This is a genomic window from Curtobacterium sp. VKM Ac-2852 (assembly GCF_013205045.1).
GTDB classification, from domain to species: domain Bacteria; phylum Actinomycetota; class Actinomycetes; order Actinomycetales; family Microbacteriaceae; genus Curtobacterium; species Curtobacterium flaccumfaciens.
In genome coordinates this window covers 513,622-536,303 of sequence record NZ_JABMLI010000001.1, presented here as the reverse complement: position 1 = coordinate 536,303, position 22,682 = coordinate 513,622, and the positions used below count along the sequence as shown (strand labels likewise).

Annotated in this window: 26 protein-coding genes and 2 pseudogenes; 7 read left to right on the top strand and 21 right to left on the bottom strand. The window is 70.9% G+C overall.

The window, feature by feature from the left end:
- Positions 1-29: 29 nt before the first annotated feature.
- Positions 30-374, bottom strand: a complete 345-nt coding sequence (locus HQQ79_RS02635; protein ID WP_173033078.1) for an Lsr2 family protein — start codon at positions 372-374, stop codon at positions 30-32.
- A 205-nt stretch (positions 375-579) separates the two neighbouring features.
- Here HQQ79_RS02635 and HQQ79_RS02630 point away from each other — a divergent pair.
- Positions 580-882 (top strand): annotated as a pseudogene (locus tag HQQ79_RS02630) (DUF1016 N-terminal domain-containing protein); the annotation flags it as partial.
- A gap of 296 nt (positions 883-1,178) precedes the next feature.
- On the opposite strand, the pseudogene HQQ79_RS19080 reads toward HQQ79_RS02630, so the two are convergent.
- The 3 genes and pseudogenes from HQQ79_RS19080 to HQQ79_RS02615 all read right to left on the bottom strand — a co-directional run.
- Positions 1,179-1,472: pseudogene (locus HQQ79_RS19080) on the bottom strand (Gfo/Idh/MocA family protein); the annotation flags it as partial.
- Between the two features lie 56 nt (positions 1,473-1,528).
- Complete coding sequence (locus tag HQQ79_RS02620; RefSeq protein WP_173032395.1) at positions 1,529-1,705, bottom strand: hypothetical protein; 177 nt, start codon at positions 1,703-1,705, stop codon at positions 1,529-1,531.
- A gap of 11 nt (positions 1,706-1,716) precedes the next feature.
- Entirely contained in the window at positions 1,717-2,163 is a 447-nt protein-coding gene (locus HQQ79_RS02615) for a hypothetical protein (RefSeq protein WP_173032394.1), read from the bottom strand.
- Positions 2,164-2,237: 74 nt separating this feature from the next.
- On the opposite strand from HQQ79_RS02615, the gene HQQ79_RS02610 reads away from it, so the two are divergent.
- Positions 2,238-2,813 carry a hypothetical protein gene (locus tag HQQ79_RS02610; protein ID WP_173032393.1) on the top strand — a complete coding sequence of 192 codons (576 nt, stop codon included), beginning with the start codon at positions 2,238-2,240 and terminating at the stop codon, positions 2,811-2,813.
- A gap of 52 nt (positions 2,814-2,865) precedes the next feature.
- Here the strand turns inward: HQQ79_RS02610 and HQQ79_RS02605 are convergent, their stop codons facing one another.
- Positions 2,866-3,087 (bottom strand): cupin domain-containing protein, encoded by a 222-nt coding sequence (locus HQQ79_RS02605; protein WP_254066054.1) that lies wholly within the window; start codon positions 3,085-3,087, stop codon positions 2,866-2,868.
- A gap of 15 nt (positions 3,088-3,102) precedes the next feature.
- Between HQQ79_RS02605 and HQQ79_RS19075 the strand changes: the two genes are divergently transcribed.
- Entirely contained in the window at positions 3,103-3,984 is an 882-nt protein-coding gene (locus HQQ79_RS19075; RefSeq protein ID WP_254066053.1) for an autotransporter-associated beta strand repeat-containing protein, read from the top strand.
- Positions 3,985-4,035: 51 nt separating this feature from the next.
- Here HQQ79_RS19075 and HQQ79_RS02595 read toward each other — a convergent pair whose 3' ends face one another.
- The gene (locus tag HQQ79_RS02595; protein ID WP_173032392.1) at positions 4,036-4,533 is read right to left on the bottom strand and encodes a MarR family winged helix-turn-helix transcriptional regulator; all 498 of its coding nucleotides are present in this window, start codon (positions 4,531-4,533) and stop codon (positions 4,036-4,038) included.
- Between the two features lie 97 nt (positions 4,534-4,630).
- On the opposite strand from HQQ79_RS02595, the gene HQQ79_RS02590 reads away from it, so the two are divergent.
- Positions 4,631-5,572 carry an EamA family transporter gene (locus tag HQQ79_RS02590; protein ID WP_216852228.1) on the top strand — a complete coding sequence of 314 codons (942 nt, stop codon included), beginning with the start codon at positions 4,631-4,633 and terminating at the stop codon, positions 5,570-5,572.
- Here HQQ79_RS02590 and HQQ79_RS02585 read toward each other — a convergent pair.
- The 14 genes from HQQ79_RS02585 to ppk2 all read right to left on the bottom strand — a co-directional run bounded on the left by HQQ79_RS02585 (position 5,532) and on the right by ppk2 (position 20,345).
- Entirely contained in the window at positions 5,532-5,903 is a 372-nt protein-coding gene (locus tag HQQ79_RS02585; RefSeq protein WP_173032390.1) for a hypothetical protein, read from the bottom strand. The two genes, HQQ79_RS02590 and HQQ79_RS02585, sit on opposite strands and share 41 nt — an antisense overlap.
- A gap of 297 nt (positions 5,904-6,200) precedes the next feature.
- The gene (locus HQQ79_RS02580) at positions 6,201-6,914 is read right to left on the bottom strand and encodes an NADPH-dependent F420 reductase (protein WP_173032389.1); all 714 of its coding nucleotides are present in this window, start codon (positions 6,912-6,914) and stop codon (positions 6,201-6,203) included.
- Between the two features lie 11 nt (positions 6,915-6,925).
- On the bottom strand, positions 6,926-7,561 hold the full coding sequence (locus tag HQQ79_RS02575; protein ID WP_173032388.1) for a TetR/AcrR family transcriptional regulator: 636 nt from the start codon (positions 7,559-7,561) through the stop codon (positions 6,926-6,928).
- Between the two features lie 101 nt (positions 7,562-7,662).
- A complete protein-coding gene (locus HQQ79_RS02570; RefSeq protein ID WP_051597132.1) occupies positions 7,663-8,004 on the bottom strand; it encodes a hypothetical protein in 342 nt (113 codons plus the stop codon).
- Between the two features lie 49 nt (positions 8,005-8,053).
- Positions 8,054-8,584 (bottom strand): DUF6611 family protein, encoded by a 531-nt coding sequence (locus HQQ79_RS02565; protein ID WP_173032387.1) that lies wholly within the window; start codon positions 8,582-8,584, stop codon positions 8,054-8,056.
- Positions 8,581-9,120 carry a hypothetical protein gene (locus tag HQQ79_RS02560; RefSeq protein WP_173032386.1) on the bottom strand — a complete coding sequence of 180 codons (540 nt, stop codon included), beginning with the start codon at positions 9,118-9,120 and terminating at the stop codon, positions 8,581-8,583. Before HQQ79_RS02560 ends, HQQ79_RS02565 begins: the two co-directional genes overlap by 4 nt.
- Before the next feature lie 85 nt (positions 9,121-9,205).
- Positions 9,206-9,799, bottom strand: coding sequence for a biotin transporter BioY (locus HQQ79_RS02555; RefSeq protein ID WP_071245214.1), 594 nt, complete (start codon positions 9,797-9,799; stop codon positions 9,206-9,208).
- 55 nt (positions 9,800-9,854) lie between these two features.
- Entirely contained in the window at positions 9,855-10,547 is a 693-nt protein-coding gene (locus HQQ79_RS02550; protein WP_173032385.1) for a TetR/AcrR family transcriptional regulator, read from the bottom strand.
- Between the two features lie 26 nt (positions 10,548-10,573).
- Positions 10,574-12,349: an allophanate hydrolase gene (gene atzF, locus HQQ79_RS02545; RefSeq protein WP_173033077.1), complete on the bottom strand. Its 1,776-nt coding sequence runs from the start codon at positions 12,347-12,349 to the stop codon at positions 10,574-10,576.
- Between the two features lie 17 nt (positions 12,350-12,366).
- A complete protein-coding gene (gene uca / locus HQQ79_RS02540) occupies positions 12,367-16,065 on the bottom strand; it encodes an urea carboxylase (protein WP_367948043.1) in 3,699 nt (1,232 codons plus the stop codon).
- Positions 16,062-16,766, bottom strand: coding sequence for an urea amidolyase associated protein UAAP2 (locus tag HQQ79_RS02535; RefSeq protein WP_110858537.1), 705 nt, complete (start codon positions 16,764-16,766; stop codon positions 16,062-16,064). Before HQQ79_RS02535 ends, uca begins: the two co-directional genes overlap by 4 nt.
- Complete coding sequence (locus HQQ79_RS02530; protein WP_173032384.1) at positions 16,766-17,605, bottom strand: urea amidolyase associated protein UAAP1; 840 nt, start codon at positions 17,603-17,605, stop codon at positions 16,766-16,768. Before HQQ79_RS02530 ends, HQQ79_RS02535 begins: the two co-directional genes overlap by 1 nt.
- Positions 17,606-17,620: 15 nt before the next feature.
- Positions 17,621-19,249: an APC family permease gene (locus HQQ79_RS02525; RefSeq protein WP_111024045.1), complete on the bottom strand. Its 1,629-nt coding sequence runs from the start codon at positions 19,247-19,249 to the stop codon at positions 17,621-17,623.
- 187 nt (positions 19,250-19,436) lie between these two features.
- Positions 19,437-20,345, bottom strand: a complete 909-nt coding sequence (gene ppk2, locus HQQ79_RS02520) for a polyphosphate kinase 2 (RefSeq protein WP_027467245.1) — start codon at positions 20,343-20,345, stop codon at positions 19,437-19,439.
- A gap of 177 nt (positions 20,346-20,522) precedes the next feature.
- Here ppk2 and HQQ79_RS02515 point away from each other — a divergent pair, with 177 nt between their 5' ends.
- Complete coding sequence (locus HQQ79_RS02515) at positions 20,523-20,882, top strand: UBP-type zinc finger domain-containing protein (RefSeq protein WP_071245324.1); 360 nt, start codon at positions 20,523-20,525, stop codon at positions 20,880-20,882.
- 18 nt (positions 20,883-20,900) lie between these two features.
- Here the strand turns inward: HQQ79_RS02515 and msrA are convergent, their stop codons facing one another.
- A complete protein-coding gene (msrA, locus tag HQQ79_RS02510) occupies positions 20,901-21,422 on the bottom strand; it encodes a peptide-methionine (S)-S-oxide reductase MsrA (protein ID WP_173032383.1) in 522 nt (173 codons plus the stop codon).
- Between the two features lie 182 nt (positions 21,423-21,604).
- Here msrA and HQQ79_RS02505 point away from each other — a divergent pair, with 182 nt between their 5' ends.
- Together HQQ79_RS02505 and HQQ79_RS02500 are read left to right on the top strand one after the other, a co-directional pair.
- Positions 21,605-21,976: a hypothetical protein gene (locus tag HQQ79_RS02505; protein WP_173032382.1), complete on the top strand. Its 372-nt coding sequence runs from the start codon at positions 21,605-21,607 to the stop codon at positions 21,974-21,976.
- A 43-nt stretch (positions 21,977-22,019) separates the two neighbouring features.
- Positions 22,020-22,607, top strand: coding sequence for a HEAT repeat domain-containing protein (locus HQQ79_RS02500; RefSeq protein WP_173032381.1), 588 nt, complete (start codon positions 22,020-22,022; stop codon positions 22,605-22,607).
- The last annotated feature ends 75 nt before the right edge of the window (positions 22,608-22,682 follow it).

Here is a 22,682-nt window from a genome sequence, read left to right as displayed (position 1 = left end):
TGGCCGGCTGTACCGCTGGCAGAGTGGCGTCAGTGCGCGGCGTTGTAGGCGTCGCGGACGGCCTGGCTGATACGGCCGCGGGAGGAGACCTCGTGGCCGTTCGCGTTCGCCCACTCGCGGATCTTCGCGAGCTCTTCCGAGTTCCCACGCTTCTGCGTGCTGCCGGCACTGGTGCGGCCAGCGCGGCTAGTGACCTTGCGTGCGGCGGCGATGTAGTCGGAGAACGCTTCGCGGAGCGCGTCGGCGTTGTCGTCGGTGAGGTCGATTTCGTAGTAAGCGCCGTCGAAGCCGAACGTGATGGTGCGGCCCTTGCCATCTTCGATGGTGTCGCCGGTGAGGTCGTCGACGAGGTGCGTGGTGACTTTCTGCGCCAAGGGGAGGTCGCCTTTCGCTCGGGGATCACATCCACCCTGGCATGGCTGATCCCGTAGAACGCTTCGATCGTTCTTCTCCCGATCGGCGGGTCGGGCAGACTGAGCGGTGATGTCTGATTCGTCGCCAGCCGTATCCGGATATGCCGCTGCTCTTGCCGAGCTGAAGCAACAAGTGCGCGCTGCCCGATTCACAGCGCAGCGCCGCGTGAACATGGAACTCGTCCGTCTGTACTGGGGGATCGGTGCGACCATTCTGCAGCGCCAGGGCGATGAGGGGTGGGGGAGCAACGTCATCGGCCGGCTCGCGACGGATTTGCGCGCGGAGTTCCCGGAGATGAAGGGGTTCTCGCGGGCGAACCTGTTCGACATGCGCCGGTTCGCGGGGGAGTGGCCGGCAGATGCAATTGTCCAACAGGCTGTTGGACAACTGCCCTGGGGCCACATCACCGTCCTCCTCGACCGGCTCGACGACCACGAGCTCCGAGACTGGTACGCCGGCCAGGCGGCCGCGAACCGGGTGCAAAATACGCGGGCAATCGGTCCAAAGAGCGACACGGCTTGGTCGACCAGGTGTGACCCGATATCGGAGAGCACGCCGCCACCGATCCCAGTAGCGATGCCGTGACGCTCCACCAGGTCGAAGCGGGACCAGAAGCGCAGTGGAGCGCCGAGGCGTCCAGCGTCCATCACGTTGCGGAGGGTGGCGAGGTCGGTGTCCCATCGGCGATTGTGGAAGGGGGTGATCGCTATGCCAGCGTCGGCCGCGGCCTGACGGAGCTCTCGCGCTGTCTCTGGGTCTGGAGCGAATGGCTTGTCCGCGACGACGGCCACTCCGCCGGCGATCGCCTGCAGAACGAGCTCGCGGCGGGTGGACGGGGGAGTGGTGATTACGACTGCGTCAACGCCGGCAGCGATCAGGTCCCTGAGTGAGTCATACACGGCCACCTCGGGCAGATCGGTCGCGACCTGCTCACGTTTCGACGCCGAGCGGGCGACGACCCCGACAAGGTCGACGCCCGCCGCATCCAGCAGAAACGGACGGTGGAACGCCCGTCCTCCGATGCCGTCTCCAACGAGCCCAATTCGCACCTTGTCCATACATACCAACATAGTTCAGAGGCGCTTCGTTGTACCGCCGGCTCAGCAACAAGCGGCTATACACCATGGAACCGCTTGACCAGACCGACCGGAATATCCTTGACTTGCTCCAAACTGACGGACGCCTCAGCGGTGCCAAGTGGATAGCCCTTCCAGAAGCGCGTACGCCGTCCCGATAGCCGATCGGCCAGCGAGACGTGAGCAAGCAACTCGATGCCTGCGTCCGGCAGCATGACTGGGCACCTCAGTTTGGCTGTGCTGCAAAGTGGACGACGGTCGCAGCGAGGGCGAACAGGGCGACGATGGTGAGGATCGCTGCTACTCCAGTGATCCACGCGCGACGACGGGCACGTCGGCGGCGTTCAGCAACCGACGCCCAGAGCATGGTGCTGACGACGGCCGCGATCGGGAAGCCAATGTAGGCGACCGATCCGGCGGCGTAGTTGCACCCCCCGGCACTGCACGCGTCGAAGGCGAACATCGAGAGCACGACGCCGAACCAGCCGACAACGAGCAACGGCAGGCTCAGACAGAACAACGTCAGGGTGGCTGTTAGGTCCTTCCAGCCGGCAGGTGCCTGAATCGAGTGCGTGTGGTTGTCAGGGTGCCCGAGCGGGAAGAGGTCGTCGTCGTTGTCGTCCTGCCTCATGGCGACCGTATGCCGGACCTCGTTAACCGACGCTCGCATCACCCCGTCTCGGTAGCCGATCGGGTGACGGGAAACTCTCTCCACATTGGGCCGTGCGGATCGGCCACACTGAAAAGGTGCGTTTCGATACTGTCCTGACCGAGGCCGACGTCTCTGCGCTCCGAACTGAGGTCGCCGCCCTTCGGCTCCCGAGACGTCGGTTCGCGCGCGGTGTGAGTGTTCGGGATGGTCGCGAACGCCCGTGGCAGTTCCAAGCGGTCGTTGACGAGCGGGACCAGAGTTGGATGTTCGACCGGCAGGGAGACTCGCATCGGGACCGCTATGCGGAGGGCGTGCTTCATTCTGTTGATGGCCCGTCCGAAGTGAGTTTCGCGCGTAGCGGCGCGGTTGCCCCTCCTGTTCGACTGCTCTCTCCGGAGCTGCTTCTCCTGTGGGGGGCACCCGCGAGCTATTCACCGATGCTCGTCCAGCGGATCAAGGAGCACTGGCTGCTGTTCACGTTTGAGCACGAGCTCGACCCTGCGCAACGCACGACGCTGGTCATCGACGAGCGCGACGGAATCGCACACCGCTCGTATGACGTGGGGGAGATCACAGTGCTCACCGAGCTCCGCGTCATGGAAGACGACGAGCCGATCCCTCCGCGTCCACGCTTCTCACGACTGCAGGCGTGGCCCACGCTCCGGTACTGAGCACGCGTCCGCGCGGACTTGTCCGTTTGCGGATCGGCTATCGAGACGGCGATTAGGTGTTGTTGATCTCGCGGAGCTGGCTGGTCATGGCTCCGCCGGCGTCGCCGGTGTTGACCGTGCCTTGGGGTTCGAAGAGCAGGGCCTCTACTTCCTCGTCTGCTTTGGGGCAGTACTCGACCCCGCGGGGGATGACGAAGACATCGTTGGGGCCAAGAACGATGTCGCGGTCCCGTAGCTGAATGGTCAGCTCACCGCTGAGGACGAGGAAGCGCACCAGCAGGCGGAGAAGGTGCTCGCCGCTGCCAGCCCCAGTGCCGTCGATCGGTACGCGGACTACGCGTCGGACAAGAAGGACTACCGCGGGCGTCTGACCTACGGGTTCACGCGGACCGGCACGAAGACGATCCCCGCCACGGTGCCGAAGGGTGCTGAAGCGCTCCTGCGGACCCGCCTGCCGTACCTCAGCGACGCCCAGATCCGAGAGGTGCTCCGGACGACCGCGCTGCCGTCGGGCTACCCCCTGCTGGACGACGCGGAAGGGTGGGGGCGACTCGACCTCTTCTCGGCAGCGTCCGGCTACGGAGCCTTCGACAGCGCGGTGACGGTCTCGATGGCCGCCGCCGAGAAGGGACTCGACGCCGCCGACACCTGGCGCAACAACATCGGCGGGAACGGGTCACTGACCAAGCGGGGGACCGGCACCCTCGCCCTCGCCGGCTCGAACCGCTACACCGGCGGCACCGTCGTCCGCGGTGGGACGCTGATCGCGGACTCCGCTGCTGCCCTGGGCAAGGGGTCGGTGACCACGGTCTCGGGCACGCTCGCCGAGGCCAGCACGAGGGTGATCCGCATCGGCGGCAACCTGACGCAGCGCTCGCACGCCGCATTGTCGCTGAGTGTCTCCGGACCCCGTCCTGCCCTGCGCATCGAGGGCACGGCGTCGTTCGGCGGGACGCTGCGGGTGCACGTCGCCAAGGGCACGGCCGTGGCGAACGACGTGGTCCTGATCACGGCGGACCGGATCGCGAAGGGTTCGAGCTTCAGCAGGGTCCGCGTCTCCGGCCTGCCCGCCGGGTACAAGCCCGTGGTGGAGCGCCACGGCAACGAACTGCACCTCATCAACGCCAACGCGACGAAGCACGGCCACGGCCGGGGCCACGGCGCCGCCTGAAGCGGAGCGCGTCAGGTCGGCTCCGAGTGCGGCCAGCACGACGGGCTGTGCTCAGGCCGCCCCGTCACCGAGTCCGAGCAGCAGCTTCCGGAGAAGCCCGGCCAGCTGCTGCTCCTCGTCGCTGCTCAGGGTGCTGAGGAGCTCCCGTTCGTTCTCGACGTGCCGGGCCAGCGCCGCGTCCACCACCGTCAAGCCGTGATCGGTCAACGTGACCAGCACGCTCCGTCGGTTCGCGGGGTCGGTCTCCCGCGTGACGTAGCCCTTCGCGACGAGCCGGTTCAAGCGGTTCGTGACGGCGCCGGAGGTCACCATCGTGGCGGCGAGCATCTGTCCGACGGCCAGCCGATGTGGTGGTCCCGAACGTCGGAGGGTCGCGAGGAGGTCGAACTCGCCCGGCAGCAGGTCGTGCTCAGCGAGGACTGCACCGACCCTCCGGTCGAGGATCGCTTCGGCGCGCCCGATGCGCCCGATCACCGCCATCGCATGGACGTCGAGGTCCGGTCGTTCCCGGCCCCACTGGGCCAGGACTCGATCGACGGCATCCTCCATATGAGCACTCCTTCACGCTGAACTGTTTGACGCGAGCCTATCGGGGCCATAATGTCTCAACGTTGAGAAGTTCAGCCTGAAGGAAACCGGTGTGCAGATGACCAACCGCTCCAGATCCACATCGGCGACGGCCGGCCTCACGCTCAGCGCGGCAGTGGCGCCGATCGTGTGGGGGTCGACCTACGTGGTCACCACCGAGCTCCTGCCCGCCGATCACCCGATGACGGCGAGTGTCCTCCGTGCGCTCCCCGCCGGCCTGCTGCTGCTCGCGCTCCGGCCGGGAGTCCCACCGCGGGGCTGGCGCCTCCGGACGTTCGTGCTCGGCATGCTCAACATCGGGTGCTTCTTCCCGCTGCTGTTCGTCGCGGCCGACCGGTTGCCGGGTGGCCTGGCGGCCATCGTCGGTGCGCTCCAGCCGCTCGTCGTCGTGGCCCTGACCCTGGCCCTGCGGTGGGGACGGCCCGCGATCACCCACGTGGTGTGGGGAGTCGTGGCCCTGGTGGGCGTCGCGCTCGTCTCCCTCAGCGGAGGCGCGGTGTTCGACGTGCTCGGGCTCGGGGCGGCGGCACTCGGCACGGTGTCCATGGCGCTGGGGCTCCTGCTCACTCGTCGGTGGGGCACCCCGGAGGGCACACACCCCCTGACCTCGACCGCGTGGCAACTCATCGTCGGGGGCGTGGTGATCGCCCCGCTCATCCCGATCGTCGACAGCGGGCCGTGGCAGCCGACCGCCGCCGGGTACGCGGGGTACGCCTGGCTCACGCTGGTCGGTGGGGCCCTGGCCTACAGCGTCTGGTTCCGAGGCGCACGGGCGCTGCCGTCGGCCCGGATCGCGTTGTTGGGCGTCCTCAGCCCGTTGACCGCTGCGGTGCTCGGGTGGGTCGTCCTCGGCCAGGCGCTGTCGCCGCTGCAGATCGTCGGCTTCGTCGTCGCACTACTCGGCTCCCTCGGTGGGCAGCTCGGACAAGGGGGCTCTCGGGGGTCTTCTCCCGAGCCGCTCAGCCGTAGATCGAGTCGGGTATCTCCGGGCAGGCGGTGACGAGCTCGTAGTACCGGGACTGCGGCAGATCGACCGACCGGTACGGCGACCACGCCCCGTCGCTGTCGATGAACTCCTGCTCGCTCGGGCCGCGCTCCACCGAGATGCCGCGGTCCTGCAGGCACTTCGTGAGCTCGCCCGTGGAGTAGCGGTAGAGCCACTCCAGCTGGGACTCGTTGAAGGCTGTCTGGTACTTCGCGGCCATGGGGTACTCGGCCCCGCACGTGTACTCAGCGACCGCGAACGGCTCGGACTGCGCCTCCGGCACCTGTCCGGAGGACAGGCTCGCGTCGGGCATCGCCTTTGCCTGCGGGAACCCCGCGGCGGTCATGCACCGTTCCTGCGTCGGGGCCCAGTCGGCGTGCGAGACGGTCCGGACGCGGTCGACTGCCGGCCGCTCGAGCCCTGGATGGCGAGACTCGACCAGCTGCCATGCCTGGTCGGTACTCGCGTCGAGGATGGTCTCCGCCCGCGCTGCGCTCAGCGCATCGGGCTCCGGCTCGGAGACACCCCCAGGCGCGGCACATGCGGACAACCCGGTGACCACGGCGATGCAGACCACGCCCGCCGCTGCAGTGAGGAGCTGATGGTCTCGTCGTCGCAAGGGTCCCCCAAAGAGTTGCGATCGTCAGAACTGCCGGTTCGCCACATCCGCCCGATGCGACACCGCCAGTATGTCCCGCAGCCGCTCCGCCGGCAACGGTGCTCCCTGATCCGCCAGGTAGTCCGCCGCGAACCCCTCGGCACTCGCCGCGTAGATCCCCGTGTACGCCCCGGACTCCGGCTCGAAGCGCCACGAGTCGGCCAGGGTGCCGGCGTCCACGGTGTCGAACCCGAGCAGCTGCACGAGCTCGGCGACCACGGCCTTGGCCTGCTCGTCGTCGCCCGCGATCGGCAGTGCGGTGCGGGGCGTGGAGCCCGCGAGGTTCGGGATGTGGTGCGCGACGATGTTGTTGAACGCCTTGACGATCCGGGTGCCGGGCAGGAGCGTCTGCTCGTAGTCCGCCGTGGTCGTCGCGAGGGTGTCGAGCTGCTCGATCCGGCCGTCGCGACCGGGGTAGTAGTTGCCCGTGGACAGCACGGTCCGCCCGGCGAAGGCGTCGAGGTCGGGGGCGAGCGCCGGGTAGGCGGTGAGCGGGATCGCGAGGACGGGCACGTCGCCGAACTCGACGGCCTGGCGCACGGTGCCGGCCTGGGCACGCGGGCCGAGCTCGGCGACGAGGTCCTGCAGCGACTCGGGGCCGCGCGAGTTCGCGATGAGGACGTCGAGGTCGGCGGCGACGGCCAGGCGTGCGATCGCGGTGCCGATGGCTCCGCTGCCGATGATGCCGATGCGGTTCATGTGGTGCCCTTTCAACAGTGGTGGAGGTAAGGGGGAGCAGGGGCTTCCCAACCGCGCCGCGACAGGGCGGAGAGCGCGGCGGACGACGAGTCGTCGGCCATCGCGGCACCCCGGACCCAGCTGGTGGCCAGGGCGGCGAGGAACAGGTCCCGCGCGCGGACGTCGGCACGTGCACGACCGGCACGCTGGGCGGCGCGGAGGAACTCGTCCGTGGTGGTGATGAACCCCTGGCACGTCAGGGCGAGCGGCGACGAGTCGGACGAGGCGGCGGCGCGGAGCGGTTCGGGCAGTCCGTCGAACGTGCCCGCCCACTCGGTGACCGCGTCGAGCCAGCCGTGCAGGGCGTCGCCGGTGTCCACGGAGCCGTCGCGCAGCGCCTCGCGACGGGCCACCAGGTGTTCGTCGCGGGCGGCGAGGAGCTCGGCGAGCAGGGCCTCGCGCGTGGGGAAGTGCCGGTACAGGGTGCCGGCGCCGACGCCGGCCCGCTTGGCGATCGCGTCGAGCGATCCGGACACGCCCTGCTCGGTGAACGCCCGCTCCGCGACCCGCAGGATGTGGTCCCGGTTCCGCAGCGCGTCAGCGCGCGCGGGACGCGGGGAGTGCGGTGAACGCGGGGCGCGCCCGGCGGGAGCGGTCTGCTCGGGCATGGCGGGCCTCCAGGCTGGCACAGGAACCGGAGAAGCTCTCCGGAACCACCACAGTACAGGAGACCCTCTCCGTTTCGTCGCTGAAGCGCGGCGCTCAGGCGTCAGGACTCCTCGGCAGCCTCCGCCGCGTCCGCCAGGTCCGTCCGCGTGTTCGCGTGGATCGGCTCGCTGTGCCCGAAGGTCTTCGCGGCGGCGCGCAGCCGCCCGACGAACTCCCCGTTGTCCATCTCGAGTTCGTCCTCTTCCGCGTCCTCGATGACGATCTCGCTCGAGGGCCCGATGAGGATCTTCGTGGTGGTCATCGTCCCGTCGTCGGCCACGGCGGGGACGTCGACGGTGTCGGCCCGGTCGCCCCCGGCGAGGGCCGCGGCGTACTCGATCACGGCGTCGGCGACGTCGTCACCGACCAGGATCGTGGTGGCGTCGTAGTGGATGTGCTTCATCGCGTACTCCTTCCCGGACCCATACAAACGCGCGGCGCGGGAACCGGCTTCAGGATGACCGCTGCACGCGGTGGTCCGGGTCCGGCGACTCCAGGGCGTTCCACACGTCGCCCCAGATGAGCTCGAAGTCGACGGGGCGGATGCGGTCGGCCCGGAGCGCCTGCTCCAGGATCGACAGCGCGTCCAGGGAGCCGGTGAGCAGACGTTCGTCGCCGTGGACCTCGCGGCGGCCGTTGCCCAGGAACGTCGTCACGGTGACGGACCGCACCCGTGGTCGCAGCGCGCGGGTGGCGCGGGCGAGGACCGCGAAGCCGCCGCCGTAGAGGAGCAGCGCGGTGGTCGTGCCGACGGCGGGGACCGAGACGGCGAGCACCAGGGCGGCGAGGGCGACGACCGCCCCGACGGCCGGCCAGACGTGCCAGGCGCGCAGCAGCAGGCGCTCGCCGGTGGTCGTGCCGGGCGGGAACACGACGAGGGTCCGCGAGCTCCACAGCGTCCGCCCGACGGGTCGGATCGTGTACCGGCCCCACAGGTGGGTGCCGTCGAGCAGCCGGGTGCGGACCGGCAGCGCCGTGGTCATCGATCGACCGGCGCGAGTTCCGCCCGGACCGGCTCGACGACGTCGCGGTGCCGGACGGTCGCCAGGCACGGGAAGCAGACCAGGTCGCCTTCGCGGACATCGGCGGGCAACGGAGCCGGGAGGCGGTGGAACGGACCGTCGGCCTGACCGTCACAGCGGGTGACGACGTACATCGGGGAGAGGGGAGCGGTGCTCCGGCGTCCGATCAGGCGCACCTGGTCGAGCACGGCGCAGGTCGGCAGGACCGCGTCGAGTTCCAGGAGCACCACCCCGGTGCGCGGTCGCCGCACACGGGTGACCGACGCCACGGCGACGCTCACGTCGCGGGGTGTCCAGCCGCGCGGGCGGTACCGGGGCGGGGACTGCTCGGCGGTGTGCACGGTCGGGGTGCCGGTGAGGTCGGCGAGCCGGACCATCGAGATCGCCGAGACCAGCAGGTCGTCGGTGGTCGCGACGGTGTGGGCCGGCCAGAGGAACGGGTCCATCGGATCGGGGAGCGACGCACGGAGCGTCGGCATGATCGCAGTCAGTGTCACGACCACACGCTCTCGCGGGCTCGAACAGCGCGGAAGGCCTCCTGACGGAACCCCTACGGCCGGCGCCGGAGTCCTGACGGAGCGCTCACCGGCGGGTGGCCGAGCGCAGGGCTGCGGTCCACCCGAGCGAGATCACGCCGGCGCCGATCAGGGTCTTCACCACACCACCGAGGACGAACGGGTAGAGCCCGTACTGCAGGGTCTGCTGCAGGTCGAGGCCGAGTGCCACCGCGAGCCAGGCCATCCCGGCGACGAAGGTGACGACGGTGCCGAGGGCGAAGGACAGCAGCGCGTTCCGCAGCGGGCGGTCGCCGAAGCGTTCGGCGACCCAACCGACCAGGGCCGCGGCAGCGACGAAGCCGACGATGTACCCGCCGGAGGGGCCGACGAGCACGCCGACCCCGGCCGAACCGTCCGCGAAGACCGGCAGCCCGACGACACCGAGCAGTGCGTAGACGAGCATCGACAGGGCACCGCGACGGGCGCCGAGGGCACTGCCGACGAGCAGCACGGCCAGGGTCTGCCCGGTGATCGGGACGGGCCAGATCGGCACGGACACCTGCGCGGCGCCGGCGGTCAGCAGTGCGCCGCCGAGGACCAGCGCGGTGCTGACGACAGCGGTGCGGGGGAGCAGCGCGTCGGCGAGCGGACGGTGTGCGGCGGGGGTGATCGTGGTCATGGTGTTCCTCGCTGGGGAGAAGGAGCTGGGGGAGAAGGAGCTGCGGGAGAAGGGGTCAGACCGCGACGGCGGCCAGCAGGGACTCGGCGTCGCGCCGGGCCCCCTCCACGGCGGCTGTGTCGAGGCCGCAGGCGCGCAGGCAGGTCGCGACGAGGGCATCGCGGTCGGCGTCCTGCACGGGGCCGGACCGGCGGAGCTGGATGACGGTCTCGGTGATCTGGATGAGCACCGCACCGAGGCGCGACGGCGCGACACCGGCGGCGACGTCCGGGGTGGCAGCGCGCGAGCCGAGGCGCCCGTAGGCCTCCTGCAGTTCGACCCGCTCGGCCCGGAACCCGTCGTAGCGCTCGCCCTGCACCTCGGGCAGCAGGTACAGCGTGCCGATGTTGTGCGGCGTGCGGGCGAGGGTGTCCACGTCGGCGACGACCAGCGCGGCGAGGGCACCGGCTGCCGATGCCGACTCCGGCACGAGCTGCTCGAGGCCGCGGACCAGCTCGAGGCTCGGGCGCACCGAGGTCGTGAGCAGCTCGACGAGCATGTCGTCCTTGCCGGCGAAGTGGTAGTACAGCGAGGCCTGCCGGATCCCGACCCGTTCGGCGATCGCCCGGGTCGAGGTCGCGCTGATGCCGTTCTCGACGAACAGCGCGGCGGCGGCGTCGAGGATCTGGTCGCGCGGGCTCAGCGCGGAGTCGGCGTTCGGCACGACCCGCGGTCGGCCGGGGCGCACGGGCCGGTCGTCGGGGGACATGCCCCCATCCTGACAGCCGGTGTCCGTCACGACTGCTCCCGGTACGCGCGCCAGCCGCCGTGGTGGGTGATGTCCTCGGCCCCCTCGACCGCGAACGGCTCGACCAGGAACCCGGTGACCTCGGTGCCGTCGTCGAGCGCCACGGTGCCGATCGCCATCGGTGCTGGCAGGGCCGCGACGAAGGTGCCGAAGCCGGCGGCGGGCAGGCGCCAGACCTCCCCGACGATGCCCGAGCCCGAGCCCGAGCCCGAGCCCGAGCCCGAGCCCGAGCCCGACCCCGAACCCGGCGCAGCAGCGCCGGACGCGACCGGACCCACGCGGACCAACCCGGGCTTGGGCGGCACCGTGTCGAGGGCGTACAGCCGGTAGTCGGACGCGGTGCGGGCCTCCCGGACGAACGATCCGCCGGACGCGACCAGCTGCCCGTTCAGCGGCTGACCGCGCAGGTGCGCCCCGACGACCAGCAGGTCGACGGTCGGGGCGGCGAACGCGGCCGCCAACGCCGCCAGACGGCGGTCACTGAACGCCGGACCGGTGAGCATGACGCCGAACGGCAGCCCGTCGACGAAGCCCGCTGGCACGGCGAGCGAGGCCATGTCGAGCAGGTTCGCGAAGTTCGTGAACCGACCCATCCGGCTGTTCGCGCCGATCGGATCGGCCGCGACCTGCTCGAGCGTCGGGTGCCACGTCGTCGTCGGGGTGAGCAGGGCGGTCGTGCCCTCGAGTGCGGCGCGACCCGCTGCCCCGAACGCGTCGAGCCGTTCCTGGTCGGCGAAGAGCTCCGCGGCGGTCGGTCGTGCGCCACCGAGCACGATCGCGGCGACCGACGGGTCGAGGTCGGCACCGACCTCGTCGCGGTGGGCCTCGATGTGGGCGCCGACGGCCGCGTACCGCTCGGCGACGAACGCGCCGTCGTAGAGCAGCGACGCGGCGTCGAGCAGGGGTGCGATGTCGACCTCGACCACCTGGTGTCCGAGCGCACGGAACCGGTCGACTGCCGCGGCGAACGCCTCGGCCCAGCCGGGTGCGAGCCCCTCGAGCTGTGACGGGAGCGGCACCGCGATGCGCGGGACGGCGGGCAGGTCGGCGAGGGCGAGGTCGGGCCGCGCGAGTGGGTCGACGCCGTCCGGGCCGGCCATCAGCTCGGCCGCCGTGCGCGCCAGGTCGAGCGACCGGGCGAACACCGTGACGCAGTCCTGCGAGCGGCAGGCGGGGACGACCCCGGTGTTCGGCACGAGCCCCTTGGTCGGCTTCACCCCGACCAGGTTGCCGAGCGCGGCGGGCACCCGGCCGGACCCGGCGGTGTCGGTGCCGAGCGCGAAGTCGACGATGCCCAGGGCGACCGCCGTGGCGGAGCCGCTCGACGAGCCGCCGGAGATCCGCGTCGGGTCCCAGGCGTTCCGGACCGCGCCGAAGGGCGAGCGGGTGCCGACCAGGCCGGTGGCGAACTGATCGAGGTTCGTCTTGCCGACGACGACGGCGCCGGCGGCGCGGAGCCGGGCGACGGCGGTGGCGTCGGCGGCGGGGTCGTGGGCGTAGGAGCGGGCGGCTGCGGTGGTGGGCAGGCCGGCGACGTCGATGTTGTCCTTCACGGCGAACAGCAGGCCGGCCAGGGGCAGGGACGGGTCGACGGCTTCGGCCTCCGCCAGCACGTCGGCACGGTCGCGCAGCGTGATCCAGACCTCGGACCGGTCGACGGCGTCGATGCGGGCGAAGGCGTCGCGGACGCGGGCCGCGGCGGACGTCGTGGCGGCCGCGGTGGCGGCGGTCGGGCCGGCGCTCGCCGTGCTCGTCCCGCTCACGCCGGCGCTCGTCCCGCTCACGCTGCCGCTCCGATCGCGGCGAGGACCTGCCCCGGCGCGACCTGGTCGCCCGGCTTGATGTACACCTCGAGCACGTGGCCCGGCACCGGTGCGTGCACCATCGACTCCATCTTCATCGCCTCCACGGCCAGCAGCTTCTGCCCCTCGTCCACACGGTCGCCCGGTCGGACGTCCACCTGCCACACGGTCGAGGTGAAGGGGGCGTACACGGCGGTCGACCCCTCGGGGACGGTCACGGCGTCGGCCACCACGGCGGCCGGTTCGTCACGGACGTCGAACTCGCCCGATGCCCGCCACCGCTCCTTCTCCTCGCCGAACGCCTGCGCCTGCTGCGCCCGGAAGTCCGCGATGGACCCGGCGTTGTCGGCCAGGAACCGGTTGTACGACGCGATCGAGAACTCGCCCTCGACGGTCTCGAACGAGCCCCGTCCGGCGTCCGTCTCCGCGCGCAGCTCGAGCAGCTCGTCGGCACCGACCGGGTACCACTCGATCCGGTCGAAGAACCGCAGCGCCCACGGGTTCTCCTGGAACAGCCCGCCGCGGCGGAACCGGTTCCAGATCTGCACGGTGCGGCCGACGAACTGGTAGCCGCCCGGACCTTCCATGCCGTAGATGCACAGGTACGCGCCGCCGATGCCGACGGAGTTCTCGGCGGTCCAGGTGCGGGCCGGGTTGTACTTCGTCGTGACCAGGCGGTGCCGGGGGTCGAGCGGGGTCGCGACCGGGGCGCCGAGGTACACGTCGCCCAGGCCGAGCACCAGGTAGCTCGCGTCGAACACGGTGCGGAAGACGTCGTCGACGCTCTCGAGCCCGTTGATGCGACGGATGAACTCGATGTTCCACGGCGTCCACGGGGCGTCGTTCCGCACGCCGTTCATGTACCGCTCGATCGCCAGGCGCGTGGCCGGGTCGTCCCACGACAGCGGCAGCTTCACGGTGCGCGACGGCACGACGAGCTGGTCGGTCGGCGGGATCTCGTCCTCGAGCTCGCGGAGCAGCCCCGCCACGTCGCGCGCCTTGAGCACGGACGCGTCGGTGTGCACCTGCAGCGAGCGGATGCCCGGCGTGATGTCGAGGATCCCCTTCGGCGTGTGCTCCTGCAGCTTCGTCATGAGCGCGTGCACGCGCATCCGCAGCGCGATGTCGAGGGTCATGTCGCCGTACTCGACGAGCACGTTGTCGTCGCCGTCGCGTCGGTACGCGACGCTCGGCCGCGCGTCGGTCGCGTCCAGGCGGGCGATCACGCCGTCGTCGCCGTCGCCTCCGGTGCGCGGCAGCGTCCTGGAGGCCCGGTGTGCGTCGAGCGCGGCGGCGTCGGCTTCGCGGACGGGGACGAACCGGACCGTGTCACCCGGTCGGAGCTGGCCCAGCTTCCACAGGTCGCCGCTGGCGACCACGGCGGGGCAGACGAAGCCGCCGAGCGACGGCCCGTCCGGTCCGAGGATGATCGGGGTGTCCCCGGTGAAGTCGATCGCACCGACCGCGTACGGGGTGTCGTGGATGTTTGACGGGTGCAGTCCGGCCTCGCCGCCGTCGGTCCGTGCCCACTCCGGCCGCGGGCCGATGAGCCGGATGCCGGTGCGCGCCGAGTTGTGGTGCACGGCGTAGTCGGTGGCGTAGAAGACGTCGAGGTCGGCACGGGTGAAGAAGTCCGGCGCGGCGTGCGGCCCCTCGGTGACGGCGATCTCCCACGTGTCGGTCAGCGCGGTGCGGCGGTCGGCCGGGGTCGGACCGCCCACCAGGCCCAGACGGGTTCCGGACGGGAACGCCGGGTGCGGGGCGTCCGAGTCCGGGGAGCCCGGGCGCAGGACGTCGCCGGCGAGCAGGGCCCGACCGGCGTGACCGCCGAAGCCACCGAGCGTGAAGGTCGCGGTCGAGCCGAGGTAGGTCGGCACGTCGAAGCCGCCCCGGACCGCCAGGTAGGTGCGGAGACCCGGACCGGGGGCCGTGCCGATCGCCAGGGTCTGGCCGGCGCCGACCTCGACGGGCTCCCACAGCGCCACGGGTTCGCCGTCGAGGGTGACCGGCGCCGGCGCACCCGTGAGCGCGACCACCGCGGCGGCCGAGAACCGGAGTGTCGGGCCGGTGGCGGTGACCTCGAGCGCGGGAGCACCGTCCGGGTTGCCCACGGCGCGGTTCGCCTCGGCGAAGGACGCCGCGTCGAACGGGCCGCTCGGCGGGACGCCCACCTGCCAGTACCCGACCCGGCCGGGCAGGTCCTGGATCATCGTCATGGTGCCCGGGGCGACGACGTCGATGCGCGGGTCCGGGTCCTCGGTCGCGTCGAGCGTCGAGGTGGAGTGCGTGGCGGTGCGGAGCTCGAGGTCGTCGGTCAGCGCGCGGAGGAGCCCGGCGTTCGTGACGATGCCGTCGATGCGTGTGGCCGCGAGCCCGTCGCGCAGCAGGTCGAGCGCGTCGTCGCGGGTCTCCCCGGTGGCGATCACCTTGGCGAGCATCGGGTCGTAGAACGCGGACACCTCGGAGCCGGTCTCGACCCAGCCGTCGACGCGGATGCCGGTGCGCTCGCCGGAGGGGGTGGTCGCGCTCGGGAACACGGCCTGGGTGACGAGGCCGCTGGAGGGCAGCGAGCCCTTCGCCGGGTCCTCGGCGTAGACGCGGGCCTCGACGGCGTGGCCGTTCGGGGTCCAGGTGCGGTCGAACACGTCGGGGTCCATGCCGGCGGCACCGTCGCGGGCCAGGCGGAGCATGAGCTCGACGAGGTCGACGTCGAACACTTCCTCGGTGACCGGGTGCTCGACCTGCAGGCGGGTGTTCACCTCGAGGAACGACGCCTCTTCGCGCACCGGGTCGTAGACGAACTCGACGGTGCCGGCGCTGCGGTACCCGACGCTCTCGGCCAGGCGGCGGGCGGACGCGTGCAGCTCGGCGCGGACGTGCTCGGGGAGCGCCGGTGCCGGGGCTTCCTCGATGACCTTCTGGTTGCGGCGCTGCAGGGAGCAGTCGCGGTCGCCGATCACCGCGACGCGGCCCTCGCCGTCGCCGAAGAGCTGGACCTCGACGTGCCGGGCCGGTCGCACGAGCCGCTCGAGGAAGATGCCGGCCGACCCGAAGTTCGCGGTCGCCAGGCGGACGACGCTCGTGTACGCCTCGCGGACCTCGTCGAGGGTCGAGCAGGCCTGCATGCCGATTCCGCCGCCGCCCCCGGTGGCCTTGAGCATGACGGGCAGCCCGATGCGCTCGGCCTCGGCCACGGCGTCGTCGACGCTGGCGAGCAGCCCGGTGCCGGCGAGCATCGGGACCCCGGCGGCGGCGGCCAGCTCGCGGGCGGTGTGCTTCGCGCCGAACCGGACGATCTGGTCGGCGGTCGGCCCGACGAACCGGATGCCGGCGTCCTCGCAGGCCCGGGCGAAGTCGGTGTTCTCGGACAGGAACCCGTAGCCGGGGTGCACGAGTCCGGCGCCGGTGTCCTTCGCGGCCTGCACCACCGCGTCGATGCGCAGGTACGAGTCGCGGGCGGGGGCGGGTCCGAGCCGGACCGCGGTGTCGGCCTCGCGGACGTGGGGTGCCGCGCGGTCGGCGTCCGAGTAGACGGCGACGGTGCGCATGCCGAGCGCTTTGGCGGACCGGATGATGCGGCGGGCGATCTCACCGCGGTTCGCGACGAGGACGGTGTCGGTGCTGAGGGGTGTCTGGTTCACGGTGGCGGTCCCGGTGGGGTCGGGCGCGGCGGTCACGGCTGGACCACGATCATGCGCAGCGGTGTGCAGGAGAAGTCGTTGCAGGGGTTGTTCATCTGCGGGCAGTTCGAGACGACGACGAGCACGTCCCGCTCGGCCCGGATCGCGACCCGCTTGCCGGGGGCGCTCATGCCGTCGACGATCCCGAGGGCGCCGTCGGCCTCGACCGGCACGTTCATGAACCAGTTGAGGTTCGACACGATGTCGCGGGCACCGAGTCCGTGGCGGCCGGCCTCGGCCAGGAAGTTCTCGCGGCAGCCGTGCTGGTACCGGGTGTGGTGCCCGTACCGCAGGGTGTTCGACTCCTTCGAGCACGCGCCGCCGATGGTGTCCTGCCGGTCGATCTCGTTCGCGACGACGGTCATCAGCGGGCGGCCCTCGTTCGACATCAGGACGGTGCCGGTCCGGACGTACGCGTTGCCCTGCGCGGCGAGGGTGTCCGGCACGCTGTACCGCTCGTCGGGGTCGTGGGCGTCGTAGAGCAGGCAGTCGGCGCTCTGGTTGCCGCCGACGTCGACGATGGTGAGCACCTCGCCGGCGCGGACCACGGCGGACCACGGCGCGAGCGGGGCGACCCGGTCGTCGCGGACCACGGTGCCCGGCACCAGGGACTCGCTCCAGTCGAGGGCGACGTCCGGGTCGTGGACGGCTCCGACCGGGACGGTCGAGGCGGGGGTGTGGGTCGTCGTGTCGGTCATCACAGGCCTCGGGCTTCCGCGTGGTCGATCGAGTTCAGGTAGGCGCGGGTGAGCTCCGGCGTCGCGGTGAACCGCTCGTCGGCCGCGGTCGTCGGGGCCCCGCGCCAGGCGTGCACCCGGAGTGGTCCGACCGCGTAGTCCGGGCGCGGGTCGATCGGGTGCGCGACGTTCGCGACCAGGACGAGCAACGGCAGCTCGGCGACGAGCGTGACGTGGGTGCCCGCGCCGGCCGAACCGGTGAAGGTCATCGCCCCCTCGGCGTCGATCCGCACGCCCTGGAAGAACGAGATGCTCGGCGGCAGGTCCCGCTTGGTGAGCCCGTGCTTGGCGGCGGCCTTCGCGAACAACGACCGACCGCTCGGGGTGCGCCCCTCGGGTGCCGCGTCGCCGTACTTCCGCTCGTTCCAGGCGTCGGTCGAGGTGCCGCAGAACGCGTCGTGGTGCCCCGAGGTGTCCTCGAGCACGGTCGCGAGCGCTCGGCCGTCCCCGCTCAGCAGGGGGGAACCCTGGCCCAGGTACGCCTGCCACGGGATCTTCTGGGTGTCGGCGACGTTGAGCCGCTCCCACGGTTCGAGCGCGTTGAACACCAGGACGTTGGCGCAGGCCTGACCAGTCGGATCGTCGAACCGCAGCCGTGACCCGCGGGCCAGCACCTTGTGCGTGTACCCGCCCGGCGCCACCGTCTCGGCCCAGACGAGCTGCGCGGGGTCGATGCCCTCGGGGGCGAACGGTGACGACGACGCCGGCAGGTACGGCATGTACTCGGACTGCGAGCCGGCCTGGGCGCGTGCGTCGGACCGGGAGGCGAGCACGCTGTCGGTCTGGTGGAGGTCGCGCATGGGGTTCCTTCCGGATCAGGCTTCGACGGAGGCGGCGGTCGGGCTCGCCGCAGTCGCGGCTGCGGGGACGGGCACCGCCGCGGTGGTGGGCACCTCGGCCAGGGTGATCGGCCCGTGCGTGCGGTGCCGCCAGCTCGACCACGCCCAGCCGACGAGCAGCACGCCGCCGATGAAGAGCAGGGCGCTGTACTGCAGCCACCACGAGGTGCCGGTGAGGTCGTAGATCTCCGGCCGGGGCCAGATGAGGTTGATCGCCATGCCGATCTGGAACGCCACAGCCAGGGCGTTGAGCGGGATGCCCCAGCGACCGAGGGTGAACAGCGGCTTGCCGTCCTCGTCCACCCCGGTCGGCAGCCCGGTACGACGGAGCTTGATCCGCTGGACCAGCAGCGGCCCGGTGACCCCGAGGTAGGCCAGGTAGAGCATCGCGATGCACAGGCTCGACAGGGCGGTGAAGATCGCGGACTGCCCGATGTTGACGGCGAGGGCCAGCCCGGCGCCGACCCCGACGACGATCGACGCGGCGATCGGGGTGCCGGTGCGGGGCGAGACCCGGGCGAGGGTGCGGTGGAAGGGCAGCGCCTTCTCGCGGGCCATCGAGTAGACCATCCGGGCGCCGGCGGTCTGCACGGCGAGGGTGCACGCGAAGACGGCGACGGCGACGGTGCAGAGCAGGAGGCGCCCGAAGACGTCGCCGAGGGTCGACGTGATCACCCAGGCGAGACCCTGCGTGGCGAGCTTGCCGTCGGTCAGGCTCGGGGCGGCGACGAGGGCGCCGATGATGAGCAGCCCGCCGCCGAGGCCGGAGACCGTGAGCGCCCGGACGATCGTCTTCGGGGTGGTCCGGCGCGGGTTGTGGGTCTCCTCGGCGAGCTCACCGGCCGAGTCGAAGCCGACCATCACGTACGCGGCCATCAGCGAGGACGCCAGGAACGCCCACACGTACGGCTCGGTGCTCGTCGACCCGGTGGTCGTGAACACCACGGAGGCGCTGCGGTGCGGCAGGAGGAACAGGGCGCCGATGAGCACGACGACGCCGATGATCTCGATGAGCACGCCGAAGCTCGTCACGCGGGCCATCAGCCGGACGCTCGTGATGTTCACGATCGTCGTCACGGCGAGCATCACCAGCCCGAGGACCACCGCGTTCGCGGCACCGGTCGGCGACGCGACGGACGGGTCGGCGCCCGGACCGCCGACGACCTGGAACCCGTCCCAGATCGCGGGGAGCACGGCTTGCACGGCGATGGCCGCCACCGCGACGGTGAGGATCTGGCCGATGATCATCGTCCAGCCGGTGAACCACCCGAACCGGGCTCCGGCCAGGCGACTCGACCACTGGAAGATCGCGCCGGAGATGGGCCAGCGGGCCGCGAGCTGCGCGAAGTTCAGCGCGACGAGCAGCTGGCCGCCGAAGACGAGCGGCCACGCCCAGAAGAACGCAGCACCGCCCAGCCCGAAGCCGAGTCCGAACAGCTGGAAGACCGTGGTGAGGATCGAGACGAAGGAGAAGCCCGCCGCGAAGGAGGAGAACGAGCCGACCCCGCGGTGGAGTTCCTGCTCGTAGCCGAGGCGGGCGAGCCCCTGGGTGTCGACGTCGGACGTGGCGCGCGGTGCGTGGAGCGGTGCTTGCGGAGAACGCATGACTGCAGACCTTTCGCGGAGTACCTGTCGGGTGACAGGTAGTGCGACAAGTGTCTTGCGGCCCTGTGTCGGCGCCGTTGCCCGTCTGTTTCGAGTGCGTGACGGCAGGCCCCGGCGTGTAAACGTTCCGAGTCGGCGGGCGGATCAGCGGCGGGGGATCACCGGCGGGCAGATCACCGGTGCGGGATCACTCGACGTCCACGTCCCGCTTACCGCGGCGGACGATGAGCGGGTCCGGCTTGCCGATGACGTCGGCGGCCTTGTCCGGGTAGTCGAACTGCGTCAGGAAGTACCGCATGGCGTTGAGCCGCGCGCGCTTCTTGTCGTTCGACCGCACGATCGTCCACGGCGCGTAGCGCTTGCTCGTCCGGGTGAACATCGCCGTCTTCGCCTCGGTGTAGTCCTCCCACCGGTCGAGCGACAGCAGGTCGATGTCGGACAGCTTCCACCGCCGCACCGGGTCGAGCTGCCGCATCGCGAACCGGGTCCGCTGCTCGCGCCGGGTCACCGAGAACCAGAACTTCGTCAGGTGGATGCCGGAGTCGACCAGCATCCGCTCGAACTGCGGCACCTGGGTCATGAACGACTCGTACTCGTCGTCGCTGCAGAAGCCCATCACCCGTTCGACGCCGGCACGGTTGTACCAGGAGCGGTCGAACAGGACCATCTCACCCGCGGCCGGCAGGTGCTGCACGTACCGCTGGAAGTACCACTCACCGCGCTCGCGCTCGGTCGGCTTGCTCAGCGCGACGACCCGCGACGTCCGGGGGTTGAGGTGCTCCGTGAACCGCTTGATCGTGCCGCCCTTGCCCGCGGCGTCACGCCCCTCGAAGAGCACGACGACCTTCTGGCCGGTGTCCTCGAGCCAGTACTGGCACTTCAGCAGCTCGATCTGCAGCAGGTACTTCTGGTACTCGTACTCGTCCCGCGGCAGGCGCTCCGAGTACGGGTAGTCGTCCTGCCAGGTGAGCACCGGGTTGCCGTGCGGGTCGATCAGCTCCGGGTCGGCCGTCTGACCGTCCGCGACGCTGTACCCCTCGGTCCGCAGCTGTTCGATGTACTCCCGCAACGGCTGCGAGTACGGCGCTGTGTCCACGGTGTCCTCCCTCTGCGAGCCGATCGGCTGTCGGCCCCAGGGCCATCCTGGCCCGGCCACCCGCACGACCGCCCCACGCCTCGCCCTGGACGCGACCCGATGACGGCCTGGAGGCGCGGTGCGGGCCCGCCCCGTGCCTCCCGACCGCATGTGGCCCTTCACAGGCATGATGGGGCCATGACGGACCAGGCCGAGATGATCCACCCCGAGATCGCACCGAGCGGAGACGGGTGCGTCGAGTGCGACGCGACCGGCTCGTGGTGGGTGCACCTGCGCCGCTGCGCGGCGTGCGGCCACGTCGGCTGCTGCGACGACTCCCTCAACACGCACGCGACGCGGCACTGGGAGGAGACCGGGCACGCGGTCATCCAGAGCTACGAGCCCGGCGAGACCTGGGCGTGGGACTACCGCGACGACTCCCGTTCCGAGGGGCTCGAGCTCGCGGCACCCACCAGCCACCCCGTGACGCAGGCAGTCCCCGGGCCGGCGGATCGCCTTCCCGGGGACTGGTTGGAACTGCTCGGCGGATCGCGCTGATCCGCGGCGGTCGTCAGGTCAGACGGCCGCGGTCGCCTCGTCGCGGTGCGGGAGCTTCCAGCCCGGACGCACGAAGTGGCAGGTGTAGCCGTGCGGGTTCTTCTCCAGGTAGTCCTGGTGCTCGTCCTCGGCCTCCCAGAACGGGCCGGCCGCGGTGACCTCGGTGACGACCTTGCCGGGCCAGATGCCCGACGCGTCGACGTCCGCGATGGTGTCGAGGGCGACCTGCTTCTGCTCGTCGGTCGTGGTGAAGATGGCTGAACGGTAGCTGCGACCGATGTCGTTGCCCTGGCGGTCCTTCGTCGACGGGTCGTGGATCTGGAAGAAGAACTCCAGCAGGTCCCGGTACGAGATCTGGGACGGGTCGAAGACGATCTCGACCGACTCGGCGTGGTCGCCGTGGTTGCGGTACGTCGCGTTCGGCACGTCGCCGCCGGAGTAGCCGACGCGGGTGCTGACGATGCCGGGACGACGACGGAGGAGCTGCTGCGCTCCCCAGAAGCATCCGCCGGCGAGGATGGCGGTCTCGGTGGTGGTCATGGTGGCCTCCTGGGCTCTCGTGTCACTGGCTGCGACACCGTGTGGTGCAACCGGCAACAGGGACGATCTGTTCCCGTCGTCAGGTCTGCCGTGGGGCGCAGACCCACCCGGGTGTGCGGTCGGTACGACTCGACCCTACGAGTCCGTGCTCCGTGTCACCCCTGCGGTACGGTCGGGCTCACATGAAGCGGTCATCCATCGACGAAGTCCGGCGCCGTCCCCGTGGCTGGTGGCTGCTCGGACTCGCGTTCTGTTTCCTCGTGTTCCTCGAGGTCTTCGTGGCGATCGGCTCCCTGCCGGGGATGCTCGCCGCGCAGCTGCAGTACATGCCGTGTGGTTCCGTCGAGACGATGCGGTGTTCGTACGCGGTCGGCGATGTCGCGGAGTTCATCGTGCCGCTGGTCGCACTCATCGTCGCGATCACGACCTGGGTCATCGGGGGGTCCGGTGCTCCCACGGTGCGGCGACGGGTGCTGACGCCGGCGATCGGCCTCGTGGTCATCGTCCTGACCTTCGTGCTCGGTGTCGTCGCGATCGACCTGTCGATCCGATGACCGTCGTCAAGCGAACTCGCCGCCCCACGCTCCGGAGGACTTGATGCCGTTCACTCCAGAAGAAGCCGCCGAGCAGTCGGCGATCCTGGCCGACCTCCGAGCGCTGGGGCACGACTTCTCGAGCCTGTCCGCCTTCGCTCAGTCGGGTATCCGGTACGAGGACGCGGTACCGACGCTGCTCGAGTGGTTACGGAAGGCGCGGACGCCGATGATGCAGCGGGCAGTCGCTCGTACGCTGACGAACCCATCGGCAAAGGGCGGAGCCATGCCCGCGCTGATCGATGCGTTCCGGAACTTCACCGACGAAGCGGGTACGCGCTGGGCGGTGGGGAACTCGATCGAGACGGCGTACGTGGACAGGTACTTCGACGACGTGGCAGCGCTTGCGCTCGATCCTCGGTACGGACGTGCACGGCAGATGGTGGCCCTCGCGCTGGGGAAGTCGAAGCGGCCCGAAGCGGTCGATGTCCTCCTGCAGCTGATCGACGACCACGACATCAGCGGGCATGCGGTGTTCGCGTTGAGCAAGCGGTCGAACCCTCGAGCGCGGGCGGCGTTCGAGGAGAAGCTGACCGACGACCGCCCGTGGGTGCGGAAGAAGGCTGCGCTCGGGCTGCGGAAGATCGGGTAGTTCTGACCCCGCTCGTTGCGAGAGACTGCTCTTCGCGTCGATTCTCGTGGAGGAGCGCTTCCAGCAAGCCGGAGC

Excerpts from the sequence above, each read along its gene's own strand:
- HQQ79_RS02565 (WP_173032387.1), bottom strand. The coding sequence starts at position 8,584 with ATGACCACGGCGCTGCCGGTCCGCACCCGGCTGCTCGACGGCACCCAC.
- HQQ79_RS02570 (WP_051597132.1), bottom strand. The coding sequence starts at position 8,004 with ATGAAGCACATCCACTACGACGCCACCACGATCCTGGTCGGTGACGAC.
- HQQ79_RS02585 (WP_173032390.1), bottom strand. The coding sequence starts at position 5,903 with ATGACCGCCGCGGGGTTCCCGCAGGCAAAGGCGATGCCCGACGCGAGC.
- msrA (WP_173032383.1), bottom strand. The coding sequence starts at position 21,422 with ATGACCACCACCGAGACCGCCATCCTCGCCGGCGGATGCTTCTGGGGA.
- HQQ79_RS02620 (WP_173032395.1), bottom strand. The coding sequence starts at position 1,705 with ATGCTGCCGGACGCAGGCATCGAGTTGCTTGCTCACGTCTCGCTGGCC.
- HQQ79_RS02525 (WP_111024045.1), bottom strand. The coding sequence starts at position 19,249 with ATGCGTTCTCCGCAAGCACCGCTCCACGCACCGCGCGCCACGTCCGAC.
- HQQ79_RS02595 (WP_173032392.1), bottom strand. The coding sequence starts at position 4,533 with ATGGAGGATGCCGTCGATCGAGTCCTGGCCCAGTGGGGCCGGGAACGA.
- HQQ79_RS02555 (WP_071245214.1), bottom strand. The coding sequence starts at position 9,799 with ATGACCACGATCACCCCCGCCGCACACCGTCCGCTCGCCGACGCGCTG.
- HQQ79_RS02590 (WP_216852228.1), top strand. The coding sequence starts at position 4,631 with ATGACCAACCGCTCCAGATCCACATCGGCGACGGCCGGCCTCACGCTC.
- HQQ79_RS02515 (WP_071245324.1), top strand. The coding sequence starts at position 20,523 with ATGACGGACCAGGCCGAGATGATCCACCCCGAGATCGCACCGAGCGGA.
- HQQ79_RS02550 (WP_173032385.1), bottom strand. The coding sequence starts at position 10,547 with ATGTCCCCCGACGACCGGCCCGTGCGCCCCGGCCGACCGCGGGTCGTG.
- HQQ79_RS02530 (WP_173032384.1), bottom strand. The coding sequence starts at position 17,605 with ATGCGCGACCTCCACCAGACCGACAGCGTGCTCGCCTCCCGGTCCGAC.
- HQQ79_RS02505 (WP_173032382.1), top strand. The coding sequence starts at position 21,605 with ATGAAGCGGTCATCCATCGACGAAGTCCGGCGCCGTCCCCGTGGCTGG.
- HQQ79_RS02535 (WP_110858537.1), bottom strand. The coding sequence starts at position 16,766 with ATGACCGACACGACGACCCACACCCCCGCCTCGACCGTCCCGGTCGGA.
- HQQ79_RS02575 (WP_173032388.1), bottom strand. The coding sequence starts at position 7,561 with ATGCCCGAGCAGACCGCTCCCGCCGGGCGCGCCCCGCGTTCACCGCAC.
- HQQ79_RS02500 (WP_173032381.1), top strand. The coding sequence starts at position 22,020 with ATGCCGTTCACTCCAGAAGAAGCCGCCGAGCAGTCGGCGATCCTGGCC.
- HQQ79_RS02580 (WP_173032389.1), bottom strand. The coding sequence starts at position 6,914 with ATGAACCGCATCGGCATCATCGGCAGCGGAGCCATCGGCACCGCGATC.